This is a genomic window from Lentzea jiangxiensis, from assembly GCF_900104175.1.
Classification (GTDB): Bacteria; Actinomycetota; Actinomycetes; order Mycobacteriales; family Pseudonocardiaceae; genus Lentzea; species Lentzea jiangxiensis.
The window spans coordinates 13995-29381 of record NZ_FNIX01000031.1 but is presented as its reverse complement, the minus strand read 5'-3'; the positions used below and the strand labels follow the sequence as shown (position 1 = coordinate 29381).

Here is a 15387-nt window from a genome sequence, read left to right as displayed (position 1 = left end):
CCACCGGGCCACCGTGGTGCGTTGGCTGCGGTGAGACGGTGCTGGACGCGGAGGAACTGTGGCTGAGATCAATGTCGAACGGGGCGACTTCGGTGATCTGCCGCCATGGGCGCGGTCGCTCATGGAAGTGCTTGGTATGGACTGGCCTGACGTCAACCAGTACATGTACCGCGGTCTCGCCGGCAACTACTACCAGGTCTCGGCCCAGCTGAAGGAGCTGAGGGCCAAGATCCAGCAGGTAGAGCGAGAGATCTACCAGCACTTCTCGATGAACGCCGCCGAAGGCTTCCGCAGCAGCATGCGGGACCTCAGCGGCCCCGGCGTGGTCGACGACCTGACCAAGGCCGTTGCCGACGTCGCCAACGGCCTGCACGAGGTCGCGCTGAAGGTTGAATACGCGAAGTTCTCCGCGTTGGGCCAGCTCTTCATGCTGGCCTGGGAGATCGCGTTGGAGTACGCGCTGGCCTCGGTCACCGGCGGGATGTCGTTGGCGAACCTCACCTGGCACTACGCCGCCACCCGCCAATACCTGGGCGCCCTGTTCAGGATAATGGTGCGGGCGATCGCGTTCGAGATGGTCATCGGCGTCACTGGTGGGATGATCACCGACGCGGTCGTGCAGCGGCTGCAGCGTGAGCGGGCGATGTGGGACCACGAGGCGTCGAAGCAGACGCTGTACTCCGGTCTCATCGGTGGTCTGTTCGGCGGTACCATCGGCGAGCTCGGCGAGCACCTCGGCCGCAAGCTGGGTGGTGTGCTGGGCAAGGACTTCAGCAAGTTCGCCACTGCCGATCTGCTGAAGAACGTCAAGAACTTCAAGCTGCCCCAGGGTGTCGCCGACGACATCGCCGACACGTGGCTGCGCGACATGGGACGCACTCTCACCGGCCGTGCGGGCCTGCAGGTGACCGATCCGGCTCAGGCATTCACCAAGCAGCTGACGCAGCGGTTCGCCAAGGACGTGGCGGACAAATTCGACGACGCGTTCGGGCACGTGCTGGGCAAGGACGTGGCCCGACAGCTCGGTGACGACTACGCGCGTGCGTTCGTGGACAACTGGACCAGGCACGGCATGTCCACTCCAGATATGTTCAAGGACAGCCTCCGTTCGGTGCTCGACCCTCACGCCGACAAGATCGGCAAGGGCGTCGTGGACACGCTCACCGGCGAGGTGCCCGACGCGCTGACCCGCAACGTGACCGACCGCCTCGGCGGCAACCTCGTGGCGAAGTCCGTCGCGTTCAGCACGACGTTCTTGTTCGAGGGCCTGTCCGGCCTCCCCACCCAGGCGATCATGGCCGGGATGAACGGCCAGGAGGCCACGGGCGAGGAGTACGCCATGGGCTTCGTCAGCGGCGTCATCGGCGGCGCTGTCAGCGAAAAGCTCGAAAATGTCGGGATGAAGGGCCTCGACTCGGCCGTCAACTCGATCAAGGACAAGCTCGGCACCATGTTCGGTGGCCACGGTGCTCCCGAATTCAACGTGCCGACGGGTGTCGCGATCCTGCCGGTCGCTTCGTCGGACACCGCCACGTCGCCGGTCTTCTCGGACCTGGTGGCACCCCCGGCGTACAGTCCGGTCGGCACCGTCGTGAAGCCGGCCGCGGACGGCAAGGTTCCCTCGGAAAGCAGGGTTTCTGGCGACGAAAAGTCCACCTCGGACAGCAAGATCGCTCCTTCCGCGGATCACAAGTCCTCTTCGGACACGAAGACTGCTCTCGCCGATGCCAAGTCCACTTCAGACTCGAAGACCGGTGCGCCGACCAAGAGCACCGAAGCTCCGAAGACCGTCGGCGGCAGGACGACGCCCGAGAGCAAGCCTGCGACCGAAGCGGCGCCGTCCGCGGTGAAGACCGTGTCCAGCGCTCAGCCGACGACCGCCGCGGATCGGCCGAAGACCGCGGACACGACGGCCACCGCCGGTGGCAGCGTGTCCGAAACGGTGCCTAGCCCGGAGACCGTCGGCACCGTCTCCGATGACGGCGAGCTGCAGTACCTGAACGTCGACGGCGGATCTGATGAGTACGCGCCGTCTCCGGCATCGGTGCTCACGACCTCCAGTGAAACGGAGCTTGGCCTCGCGACTCAGCAGGATTCCTTTGTTCGCGAGGAAGACGCCGTCCAGTCGTCGGTCACCACTGCGGTGCGGCAGGACGACTTGCGGGCCGGCGACAGCGAGGCCGACGAGTCCGAGCTGCAGTACCTTGACGTCGGCCCGGTCCGGCGCACCGACGTTCCTCATGCGTCGAAACCGGTGTTGGAGCAGCTGCACGACGACCTCATCCAGGCGTTGCCCGGCGTCAACCCGGAGAAGCTGGCCGAAATCGAGAATGCGGCGGCAGACGTGCTCGCGCGCATCTCGCCGAGCACCTCGTTGCGCGGCAGGGTTTTCACTGTTTCAACCTCGCGCGGCAGCCGGCAGATCGAGGTGCGACCGAGCGGCACCACCGAACCCGAGACCATTTCCAAGGCGAAGCAGGAACTCACATTCACCGTGGCCGTCCGCGATCAGAAGGCGACCACGTTGCGGCCGGATTCGCTCCGCCCGGTCCAGGTGATGTCGTCGCAGCCGGACAAGGCGCCCGCCCACTCGGCCACCACCGCGCACGAGGACGAGGACGTTGCAGCCGCCGCTCAAGCGAAGGAGTCCGGCGAGCAGCCGATCGAGGAGCACGCCGATGGACGTCTGCTCACTGCGGATGAATCACGCAAGGCCACGGTGGAGGAGTTGGCAACCCAAACTGTGTTCGACGCGCTGGTGCGCGAGAAGACCACCGCCAGCGAGAACGTTTATGCCTCGGTTGCCCTTGAGGGGAATCGTGGTATCCGACTGGATGATCCGTCGTTGGCTGGTGTGGTGGGCCGGATGCCGACTGATGGTCGGTTCTTCACGTTCCTCGCGCATGGTGATGAGCGTGGTGCTCCGGTTGTGGGTGGTAGGTCGCTCACTTCACGGCAGGTTGCCGACATGCTGCTGCAGGCCAAGAGGGATGGTCTGTGGGATGGCGTGAAACCGTTGATGTTCGCATCGTGCGGCACGGGACGTGGCGGCGCGAGGTCGTTTGCGGCCGAGGTGCTGGTGGAGTTGGGTAGGCAGGGCATCGAGGTTGGCGCGGTGGCGCCGACTGGTCCGGTGTTCTTCGTGCCGAACGTTGCCGTGCCCGATGGGCCGGGGCATCTTGTGGTGGCTGCTGGGGTTGGTCTGGACGTGAACCTGAGGCCGGTTGTGCAGGTGGGTGGCGGCTGGGTGCACATCGAGGCGGGTACTGGTCGCCAGGCGTTGTTGGACGCGCACATCGTGGTGGATCAGGATCAGCAGTTGCGGGATCAGCCGGCGCCGCCGAATTACGGTACGGGTGATGCGGTGACCGAGTTGCCGGGTGCGGTGCGGCTGGCTGCTTCGGCGGAACAGGGTGCGTTGTATCGGGATGCTGGTTATTCGGCGGAGGTGGACAGGTTCGAGTCGAAGCTGGGCGCGCATTTCTTCAACGACGACGCTGCTACCGATCAGTTGCGGGGGACTGTCGAGCGGCTGATGGCCACCATGAGGTCCGCAGGTACTGAGCAGGATTTGTATGTCTCGATGATTACTGGTGATCCGGCGGTGGTCGGGCAGCCGGATCCGAGCCTCGACGAGCGTGAGGCCAGGTTGCTCGTCGAAGGTAATGCGCGTGAGTTGTCGGCGTTGTTGCTGAATTTGGCTGCGGGTTCGGGGCCGGTGAGTTTGTCCGGGTTGGTTGACGACATTGTGGCCAGGGGGGATTGGGTGAGGGCTGGTGAGCTGGGGTTGGATATGGCCGCGCTCCAGGCGCAGGCGTATCACCGTGGTCAGGATTTCCGTGATGTGCTTGAGGTTGTCAAGGATTTCGCTCCTGCTGATGTCGTTCCGGCGGCCGGGATCGACGACGACTCCTTCGAAGCGGAGCATTTCCATTCGCGGGCGCGGCGGATCGCTGAGGTTGTTGGGCGGCAGCTGACTCGTGTGGATGGTTGGCGGGACGATGTCGCGGTGTTCGTGCAGGATCTGTGGAGCACCGAGGAACTGACCACCGCCCGGCCTGGTGTTGAGCCGGTCAGTGCCGCCGATCTGGATGATCGCGGTGTTCACGCGAGCGTGGCTGAGGAGTTCGCGCTGTATGACGGGGCTGTCCGTTGGGTGTCGCGTTCGGCGAAGGTTGAGCTTGATCGCGATTCGATTCGGTATCGCGACGCGTCTGCCCGGGGCATTGTGCTCAAGGGTGGTGCGGCGGTGCGGGTGGCTGAGGCGATGTGGGTGTTCCAGCTCGTGTCCGGTGATGGGAACGCTCGCGACTTCTTGCATGGTTTGTTGGGGTCGTTGTTGCCGACCAATGAGTATTCGTTGCATGAGGTGTTGGCGGCTGCGCGGGTGAGCGGCTGCTTCCCCGAGCTCGAGCGTCTGCTGAAGAAGGATGCGGCGATGTTGTACCGCGACTTGCCGGGGCTGGGTGCGGCGGAGCGTCGCGGTCTCGGCCTGCTGCCGCACGAGGCGCTCTACATGGTCAAGGCCGAGGCCAAGCTTGGCTCAACCGTCGGCCACCTGTCCGAAGTGGACGATGACGCACTGGGCTTTACCAAAGCCGTGCTCGCCGAAGTGGAAACAGGCTCACGCCTGCGTAAACCGCTCAAGGGCACGGTGCTGGGTGATTGGTTGTTGCGGCACGATCTGACGGCGAGGGATCTGCTGGATCGGTTGAGCCCGGCGCACTTCCTGGCGCTGGCTGTCTACACGGGTCCCACGTTCCCGTTGATGAACGCCGTGCTGCGTGTTCCGATCGGTCATCAGATGGCGCTGACCAAGCAGCTGTCCTCGACGGTGCGCAAGGTTCCACCCAAGCTCTGGCCGCTGTTCCTGCGCAATGAACCCGAGGTAGTGAAATTCATCAATGATTACGTCGTCCTAGAGCCTGACATGGACGAGTATGCCGAGCTCGTGTCGATGGCGGAGCGTCATGCCAAGACACATGTGGAGGCGTTGACGCAGGAGATGTTCCTGCACAACCACATGTTGATGGATGCGTTGCGGCAGTTGCCGACGGCGTTGGGTGAGGTGTGGCGTGGTGATGCGTCGACCGGTGACACCGGGACGTGGTTGGGGCGGCTGATCTCTCCTGTTTTGGGCCGTGATGGCATCACCTTCAACGAGTTCACCAGCACTGCGCGCGAGAAGGACATTGCGCTGGAGTTCGCTGCCGGGCGCAAGTCTGGCCCGCTGGTGCATCCGGTGCTGCTGCAGTTGCAGCTCACTGGTGGCAGCGGGTACGACATCAAGCCGTTCTCGCGCTATGCGCATGAGGACGAGATCCTGCTGGCGCCTGGGGCGCAGATCCGTGTCGGGTCGCGGGTCAAGGTGGTACACGAGCTGACGGTGGACGACAAGGTCACTCGTCATCAGGTGCAGCAGCTGGTCGCGGTTGAAACCGGTCCCAGTCTGCCGTATCCGCCGGGGAGCTCGGAGGTGCGGAGGCGGCAAGCCCGTGCGCGGGTGCTGGCGAAGCTGACCAAACTGGCTGATGGCGTGCCGGTGCGCGAGGCGAGCGATCTCGTGTCGCTCGCAGCGAGCATTGGCATCAAGGAGACCGACGTACACAGCGCCTTGATCGGCGGCATCACTGGCGAAGCTGATCAGCTTTCCGTCGGTGAGCAGGTGTGGGGGCTGGCGTTGCTCCATGACCTGGTGTTCGGTGAGGATGATGACATCACTGTCGACCGTCTGCGAGCGATGCATGCGGTAGTGGGCCTCGAGCTGCCCGCCGGTGTGCGAGCGGTTGACCTGCCCGCGGCGTTGCATGGACTGAATCAGCTCGCCCGCCGGATCCGGCCGGGTGCCCCGGCTGTGAGCGCGGATCAGACGACTGGTCCGCGCAGGCTGGTTGAGATGGCGGCCACATTGCTGGCGGACGGCCAGACCGTCAGCGAAGCCGCGCTGCGACGAGGTGTGTTCAGTTCACCTGGATATTTCGCGAAAGCCGAGCAGTTCGAGAGCGGGCTCGGTGCGTTCGCTTTCAACGATCCCCGGTCGCTCGCGGCGGCGCGGGCTGCGGTGGACCGGCTGTTGACCGTCTTGCGCGCGGCCCATCCTGACGTGGACGAACAGCGGATTCACACCGCGTTCGGTTCAGCGGACCCGACGTCGGCGGGGCAGGTCGGCTTGGCAGCATTCGAAGTCGTACGCACCCGAGGCAGCGTGCGTGAGCTGATGACGGCGTTCTACAACGCCGCATACCGGGTTGACTCGCCGTTCGGGCTGAAGGCGTTGCTCAACGACATCGTGCGCACCGAGGATTGGCAGCGGGCGAGTGCGCTGGGACTTGACGTGGGCGCGTTGCGCGCCCAAGCCGACTACCTGAACAGCACACCGCGCAAGTTGCTGCACAGGGTGCTGGCGCGGGTAGCACCGGGCAGCGCGACGATGTTCGAGCACGACGCGTTCGCCACCGGTAACGTGCTCGCTCAGTCACCGTTCTGGGCCAGGCTCGGCGCGGAGTACCTCGCCAGCATCAAAGCCCGGCGCGCTCGTCCCGCCGAGAGCGGCCTTCACCACACCCCTGCGCACTTCAGGCACAGCAACACCGGTCTGAGTGACCGGGAGCGGGCGTTCCTGCGGGAGAACCCGGTGGCGTTGGAGCTCGTGGGCTTCGGCGTCGAGGAGGTGCCGCTCGCGGATCTCCCGCGCGACGAGCACGGTGAGCTCGACGTCGATGTGTTGCGGTCGCGGCCGAACGTGACAGATGTCGAGGTGCGCAGGGACGAGGATGGAACGGTCCTCAGGGTGCTCGCGATCACGCGGCAGCCGGTGCGGATCGACGACCCGCGCGCCGGCGACCTCGAGCCGGGCAGGCAGGGCCCGGAGCTGCCCCTGAGTTGGCGGTCCGGCGAGCAGCTGTTCCGCCTCGACACCTCGTCGTCGTGGTACCGCGATGCACACGGCCGTGGCATGCCGCTGGTCGCTGGTGTTTCGGCCACCTCGGCGAAGATGATGAACGCCCTGCGGCTGCTGAACCTACCGAAGGTCCCTGCGGAGGACTTCACCCTCGCGCTGTTCGGATGGATGCTGCCCTCGCGTGACCACTCCGCGTACGAGATCCTCTCCGGGGCAGGGATGGTCACCTCACTGTCCGGTGTGGACCTGACCGACGCGGTGTCCATGTACAGCACGCTGCCGGGCATCGATCCTGCGGTGGCCAGGTCGGAGTTCGGCGTGGCGGGCATGCTTCCGCACGAGGCCGAGAGCGCGGAGCAGCAGGGCGTGCCGAACCCCGTGGAGCCGTTGACCGTCGTCTCCTCCGATGGGAATGTCCAGGTAGTGACGCCGAGCGGCCTGGTGGTACCGCCGCAGGAGGTGTCAAGGCTTCGCGACCAGGGCGAACAGCAGGAAGAGTTGCTCGGCGATCTGCCGAACGTCCAGGAGTTGCTGGACGAGGCGTTCAACATCATGGCCGCCGAGATCGAGGTACCGAAGCCGGACGACTGGCCCAGGACCCAGCAAGATCTCGCGTACGCCGACTTGTTCGAATCCGTGATGTGGATCGTCGCCGGCAAGCTGCACACGGCTGCGTCCACCCCGGCTTGGGTGGACGCATGGAACTACGTCCTGCAGACGGCTGACCGGCTGCGAGGGATACCCGAACCAGGCGTCACCGAGCCAGACGTCACAGGCCTCACCATCACCGAGCAGGCCAACACCGAGCACGACATCGCCGGACAGGATCTCAATGCTGCGTTGGCGCGTCCGTCTGCGTCGCGGCTGGCCGAGGCCATCCTCGACGTGGCGGTGATCGGGAATGATGGTTCGGGTGTCTGGCTTCCGAACCCGGCGAGCGACGCGACGACGCTGGAACTGCAGCAGCAGGCGATCGAGCGTCTCCAGCGCGATCGGGTGTTCTTCACGGTGGCGGTGCATGTCGGATCGAGTGGTCAGCCGGAGTTCCTCGGCGAGCCCGTCACCTCTGAGGTCATGACCGAGTTGCTCGCCCGCCTGCACGCGTCGGGTGCCTGGACCGTCACCAAGCCCCTCCGGTTCGTGGCGTGCGATCTCAGCACGTCGGAGGAGGGCAGGTACGTGCCGAACGTGCTGGAAGCGTTGCACAGGAGGGGTGTCGGCGTCGCCCACGCCTTCGCCGCTGATACCGCGGTGTGGACCGTTCCCGTCGATCCCGCGCGAATCGGCGGGCCCACCAGCGTGGTGGCGGCCCGGCAGGTCGGGTATCTCAGTGACGGAACCCCTGCCGTGGTCAAGGGCGGGCAATGGTTGCAATACAGCGTAGACGAGTCGGGGCGCGTCGGCGAACCGGTCTACCACTACGCCTACATGGTCGTCGACGACAGCGGTGCAGACTTTAAAAAGTGGCCGCCGGGGTATCGGCCGATCGAAAAGAACGACGATCTGATCGAACGGTTCATGCCGGGCACGATGCCGTTCGGTCTGCACCAGGTGCGGCCCGGCGGGAAGGTCGTGGCGATGACACAGGTGCAGTTCGCGTCGGGCGAGGTGGTCGCCGATCTGGACGTGGTCCTGAGTCCGCTGGTGGCCAGGGCTGTCGAGCTGCACGGCAAGGGCACGGATGTAGAGGTGCGCATCGAGGGCAGGCGCGGTAACAACCTAGTGCGTTCACGGGCGGAGCAGCGGGGGAACGAGCGGGTGAAGGCGGTTGTGGAGTATCTTCGGGCCGCGCTGGAGGCCGGCCTCGGCGGAGAATCCATGACCGTTGGCGGGCTGGAGGTGTCAGGTCCCGGCCGCCGTGTGCTGGAACGCCGGGGTACGCGGGAGTTCAAGACCCGTCGCACGGTGGACGTGTCGATAGTGGACCACGGTGCACTGTCCGGTGCCGCCCGTTCGATCACGGTGTCCGTCGTTGACAACACGTCCAGCGTGGCGACGGAAGCCGCTCCGTCGCTGGACAAGGTCACCGAACTGGCCGACTCGGTGCTCGCCGTGGCGGAACCGTTCGAGCAGAACACCGGTATCTGGCTGGTCGATCCGGCGGATGAAGTACAGGCCATGGCCCGCCAGCGGAAAGCGATGTCCAATCTGGAGGGGAGCAGGCGGTTCTTCACGGTGGCCGTCAACGCCACGTCGAACGGCGTGCTTCCGTTCGCGGGCACGTCGATCACCGCCAAGGTGATGACCGCTCTGCTGACTCGTTTGTACGACCGTGGTGTGTGGTCGCCGGACAGGCCGTTGCGATTCGCGTCGAGCGGGCTGGGCACCGGTGATTCCGCAGGTTTTGTGCCTGCTGTGCTGCGCGGGTTGCACGCGGCGCGGGGCATCAAGGCCGAGGCGTACGCGGCCGACAGCTCGGTGTGGTCCGTGCCGGATCGGAAGAAGCCGTCCGTGACGTCCGCGTTGGTGGTGGCCAGCCGGGTCGGCAGCATGGCCAACGGCGCCCATGCGGCCACCGGTGACGGAAGCTGGTTGCACTTCAAGTTCGGTGCGAGTGGTGATGTTGCCGCGCCGACGCGGCATGGTGCTCATGTGTCTGCCGGGTCGGGCAGTCCGATCTTCTCGGAACTGGCCAACATCTACGTTCTAGCGCGGCCACGCGCGGGTCTGATCAAGAAATCCATTCCGGAAGCGGTGCCGTTCAGCACGCCGGTCCAGTCGGCGACCACGACCGAGGTCGGTGCTTCCTCATGGAGCGGCGAGTCAGAGCCGTCGATCGCTGAGCTTCTGTCTGATATAGATCGTGTCGTGGTGGCCGTCGGGAATGCCAAGAATTTCGGTCATCAGGCAGCGGCGACGACATTGGTGAAATCGTTGCGCGACAGTGGTTTCCGGAACAAGGTCACGTTCGTTGCCGACGCAGAGTCCGCACGGAAGCTGCAGTTGCTGATCACCGATGACTTGGAGCCGGTCGAGGTGCGGAGTCCGGGGCAGCACACGTCCTGTAACGGCCGGACGTTGTTGCTATCGGCGGGTGACGACGCGATCAGAAAGGGTGACACAGACGGTGCCCTGGCGTTCCTGGACCGCTTTGGTGCCGACGAAGCGATCATCCTGAAGCCGTACGCCTGGGAGGTCAGTTCGCGGCTGCACTTGAAGCGCGACCCAGGCAGCGACGACGGGGTCCGGATCGTCGATCTCGACCGGTACATCAGCAAGGAAGCCAGGTACGTCTACGAGGTGCCAAGGTTCGACGACGCCGAGTCGTTGATGGCGTTTATCGACGAACAAATTCCGGGTCACGAAAAGGCGCCCGGCCTCAAAGCCGTCGTCGAAGCGGTGCTGGGTGACCAGCAGGTCGACCTGATGCCAATTTACGGGCTGCTGGAGCTGGCCGACTTCATGCGGCCGGGCGTCTCAGCGCACCTGGCGGAGGCTGTTCATTCCCTGGGCGGTAAGCCCGCGATCATGCTAGAGATATCAAGTTCGTCAGTACCGTACATTCCTGAGCACAAAGCTGACTGGCTCAAGCGTGCGGATATCACTGCACCCGATGTCGCCCAGCAGATTTCCTCGCTCGCAGACGGCGACGTCCTCATCCTGAGGACCGGTTCACTGCCCCAGGCCGTGTTCCAGCAGATGTTCCAGCTCGGCGAACTGCCTGCGATCACGGAGGGCGCGAACTCGACGAACCTGGTGCACCTCATTGGGCGTCCAAACGTGTCTTTGACGGAAAAAAACACGCCTTACCCTCCGGACCAGGACGAATCGACGCGCGCCCGGTTGCGCAGGGTGAGCGTCAGTTTGGTGCGCGGCACGCCGTGGACCGTTGAGGCCACAGGTGATCCGAACTCGGAGTACATCACCCCTGACGGTGGTATTGATCTGCTGCGCGCGTCCGCTGCCGGCAGAGCGTTGGAAACCCTCAACGCGTTGCTCGCCTACGTGCGGGCACCGGACACCGATCCTGAGGTGCCGACCAGCGAAGTCGTACAGATCGCGGACCTGATGGGGCAGGTGATGCGCGGTCAGGGTGAGCTCGTGGCCGAGGTGTTGTCGGGCAACGAAAGGGCCCATGACGTCGCTCGCGTGGTCGACGCCCCCATGCTGCGCCTGGAGTACGTCACCACCAAGGTGGACCGGGCAGACCTCTTCCTGACAGAGGGAGAGTTGCTCGGGTTGATCGGGCTCGTGGAGTCGCAGCAGCAGCAATTGTCGAACGTGTTGCATAACCTAGGCGTCGACAACGCTCCGCTTCAGGAGAACGTGCGGGTTGTCGAAGATGCTCTGCGGGACATAGCGGATGAGAAGTCGGATATGCGCGCGTACTTCACACGGGTTCACAGGGCGTCTCTTTCACTAGAGAACGATCAGGTCATGCAGGCGCTGCTCTACTTGAAGAACGACGGTTACGCCACTGCCGAACTGAGTCCGGTTGAGGAGATCGAGACGCCGCCTCGTACGGCTACGCCGGACGGTGCCGGCTCGGCCCACACTGGCACCGATTCGGTCGTCGTGTCTCCTGGTGCTGGCTCTGCTGTTGTGGAGGAGGAGTCTGATGGGGAGTGGGCTGATTTTGGTGGTGGGTTGTTTGGTGATGTGAGTTCTCTGGATGTGTCTCCTGGTGCCGTGTCTCCTGGTGCTGGCTCTGCTGTTGTGGAGGAGGAGTCTGATGGGGAGTGGGCTGATTTTGGTGGTGGGTTGTTTGGTGATGTGAGTTCTCTGGATGTGTCTCTTTCTAAGGGCCTCTTGGAGGTGGAAGCGCTCAACGGAGCAGGAGACGACCATGGCGTGTTCGCGCAGAAGCAACATGAAGCTCAGGTGACCGTGTCGCCCACGGATTTGTGGCGAACCGAACAACCGTCACGCGGGCTTGGCGTACCGCAAGTCGAGGTGGATGTCAATCTCGACGTCGCGGCAGCGCGTCCGTCCGCGTCGCGGCTTGCCGACGCGATCCTCGACGTGGCGATGATCGCGAACGATGGTTCGGGTGTCTGGCTGCCAAACCCGGCGACCGATGCGACCACGTTGGAACTGCAGCAGAAGGCGATTGAGCGTCTCCAGCGTGACGAGAAGTTTTTCACGGTCGCCATGCACGTCGAACTGAGCGGTCTGCCGGAGTTTTTCGGTGAACCCGTTACCTCGGAGGTCATGACCGAGTTGCTGGCGCGCCTGCGTGCCTCCGGTTCCTGGACCGGTAAGACTCTCCGGTTCGTGGCGTGCGACCTGGGTTCGTCGGACATGGGCAGGTACGTGCCGAACGTGCTGGAAGCGTTGTACGGCAGGGGCATCGACACCGATGCCTTCGCTGCCGATGCTGCGGTGTGGCCTGTTCCGGTTGACCCCACCCTGGCGGACGGGCCCAATACTGTGGTGGTGGCCGCGCAGGTCGGGTATCTGAGCGACGGAACTCCTGCTGTGGTCAAGGGCGGGCGGTGGTTGTACTACAAACGCGACGAGTCGGGGCGTGTGGGCGAGCCGGCCTACCACGACGCCCACATGATCATTGACAACAATGGTGTGAGCTTCGAGGAGTGGCCGCCGGGGTATCAGCCCATCGAAAAGGCCGATGATCCGATCGAACGGTTCATGCCGGGCACGATGCCGTTCGGTCCGGCTTTCGCGGTCGGCATCGATGGCCTCGGTGATCTGCTCACCTCGAGAAACGGCCTGGCCAAACTGGAAATGGGTCACGGGACCGTTTATCGGCTGGACGTCCAGAACAGAGTCGTCGTGTTCCGCGACGGAACCAAGCCGAGCACTATGCCTCGCGACGAGTTCGTCGCCGGGGTGAACGACGTGGTGGAGGGCTATCAGCGTGGTGTGCAGTCCGCGGTGGAACCGAAGCTCTTCGGTGGCCCGTTGGTCGACAGTGCGGATGTGTTGACTGTTGCGCTTGGTGGTCATTTGTTCCGGGTGGCGACGGTGGATTTGTATGAGATGGCGATGCAGGCTGGATTCCCGCCGGATCCTGGCCGGAGGGAGGAGTTGGGGCTTGCCGCGTGGCACTTGGTTGAGTTGCTTGCCGAGTTGGGTAGCGACATGATGCCGGGGCAGAAGTTCGCGATGCGTGTCTTGACGGATCTTGCGCGCGCCAACGACGGTGTTGCCGATGGTGGTGTGGTCACGTCGGAGCAGGTTCGGGGAGTGCTGCGTGGGCTGCGGTTCGGTCAGGACGAGGAGACAGTGAGGACCGCGTGGCTTCTGTCGGAGGTGGTGGACGGAGCTGACAGTGCGGTCACCCCGGCGCATCTGGGGGAGATCTGGAAGCTGGCGGATCGCGTGCGGGCCACGGACGGGATCGGCCAGACCTTTGTCACGTTCGACGAGATCAAGGAGACCGTGCGGCGAATCAGGCTCGCCGGTCAGGAGACCGCGGAATCCACCGTCGAGGACGGTGACGCGAGGATTGAGCCCTCTCCCGTCCTCGAGTTGAATTCGTCCAATGTGGACTCCGCAGCGTTCCGGCCAGGCGATGACATCGTCTCGGTGCCGCAGCCGATCATCATCACCGACTACGAAGTGGCAACGAGCGAAGGCGTTCCTGCATTCGAGTCATACCCGGAGCTGAAGGTGTCGGACAGCGCCACCTTCCCGGTGATGCCGATCTCGCGACTGGAGTCGGCAGGCAAGCCGCCGTTGAACATCGCGGCAGACGGCACGCTGGGACTGAACGGGACATCACCGTTTCCTGCGGTCGGCCGGCCCACGACCGAAGCGAAGGAGTTCTACGCGTCTCCTGACGTCATCGCGAAGTCGCAAGTGGCGCTGCGAAAGGTCGGCAGCGGCATCACGCTGAAGATCGTGCCGGACACGACCGTGACGGTGAATCGGAACGGTTCGCCGGTCACACTGCAGAAGGTGACCGCGGTGTTCAAGGAAGCGGTGCCGGACGCCTGCCGTGACACCGCAACCGTTGGACTCGGCGGTATGCCGGAGACCGCGATCTTCCGTGACCTCAGTGGCAATGCGCAGATCGCGGACATTGATGCCAACGACGGTCTCGAGGTGACAGGGCTAAACGAGCTGGCGAGCAACATCGCCGACAGCGTCAACCTCGGCGTTGACCTCGGCGCGATCGACCCGAGGTGGGCGGCCGGTCAGATCAAGAAGGATCCGCGCAGCATTGGTGGTTTGTCGAAGGGCGGCAAGATGCCCGGAGCCGAGTACGGGCCGCTGCTCAACTTCGATCCGGCCAACGACGTCAAGCGCGCGAAGGCTGACCAGATCGCGCAGCAGATCGGCATCAACCAGTACGCGTTGGCGAAGCCAGGGGAGGGCTATGTCGCCGCGGCGGTGCCGACCGCAGACGATGACGGCAACCCGGACCTCAGAACGGACTTCGCGAACTCTGGCGATCTCAGTGGCTTGTTGGGCTACCACTTCGCCACGGTGGTCGCGGAGAGCACCGACGGCAAGTCGCAGGTCCTGCTGGAGAACTATGCGCGGCGCGGGTTCATCCGGCGGGAGGTCGACGCGGCCATCGACATGAACCTGCGGAAGTTCGCCGGTCAGTTCGATCGGGCGATCGACGACGCTGGTACCGAACTCGATGTGGCGAAGGACACCGGTGACCCCACCGCGATCAAGTCCGCGCAGACCAGGCTAGACCTCGCCAGGGCGTTGATGAGCCTGGAACAGGCGAAGAACGATGGTGTTGACACCGCATCAGCAGATCTCACGGTGCGCAACGCCATGCTCAAGCACGGTTTGGCCACCGGACTGGTGCCACGCAGCACGGAGCTGTGGCACTTCAAAATGTACTCGAAGCAGCCCGGTAGCACCTTCTTCGACCACATGAGGCGCTTCTCCATCGCGAACCCGATCGTGGTCCCCATTTCCGGCGGTCACGGCTCGGTCGAGCCACAGGACTTCATGTTTTCCGAGAAGGACAAGGCGTTCCCGGCCGGCGAGGAGATGAAGTTGAACGCCATCGCGAAGCGGATCGCCAAGGGCGCGCTTTTCAACGCGGACAACAACCTGCCGGCGCCGTCGGTCGCGGTTACCGGGTTTGGCAACGGCAAGGTGTTCGGTCTTACCGGCGCGGAGGCGACCTCAAGAGCGAGGGCCGACGCCACGGCCGAGGCACTGAAGGACGCGATTGACGCTCAGCTGAAGAAGATGCAGGGAGACACCACAGTCGTCACCGCAGACGACATCTCCATCAACATCGTGATGAAGGGACGAGATCTCGATAGCGGCCCGCTGTCGCCCGGACTCACTCTCGATCAGGCGCGAAGGCGCACCGTCATCGAAATCGACCTAGGCGTCGACGCACAACCGGGCTCGTTCGCGCCGAGGCTGGCGACGTAGTGGTCATCGCGCCGCCGCAACCGTTGGTGACGGTGGCGGCGGACAGTAGCCACCGCCACCGCATTCGTCCAGTTCGGATCGAAAGCGGTCACCGCCATCGTGCACACCTGCGCCGCAGGCCGAGGTGATCACCGAACAGATGGAGAGCCTCATCGAAGGGGGGCCGACGACGT

Annotated in this window: 1 protein-coding gene; it reads left to right on the top strand. The window is 64.4% G+C overall.

Annotated features, from left to right (window positions below; all coding sequences use genetic code 11):
• Positions 1–58 precede the first annotated feature (58 nt).
• Positions 59–15214 (top strand): WXG100-like domain-containing protein, encoded by a 15156-nt coding sequence (locus BLQ91_RS37795; RefSeq protein WP_143023026.1) that lies wholly within the window; start codon positions 59–61, stop codon positions 15212–15214.
• The last annotated feature ends 173 nt before the right edge of the window (positions 15215–15387 follow it).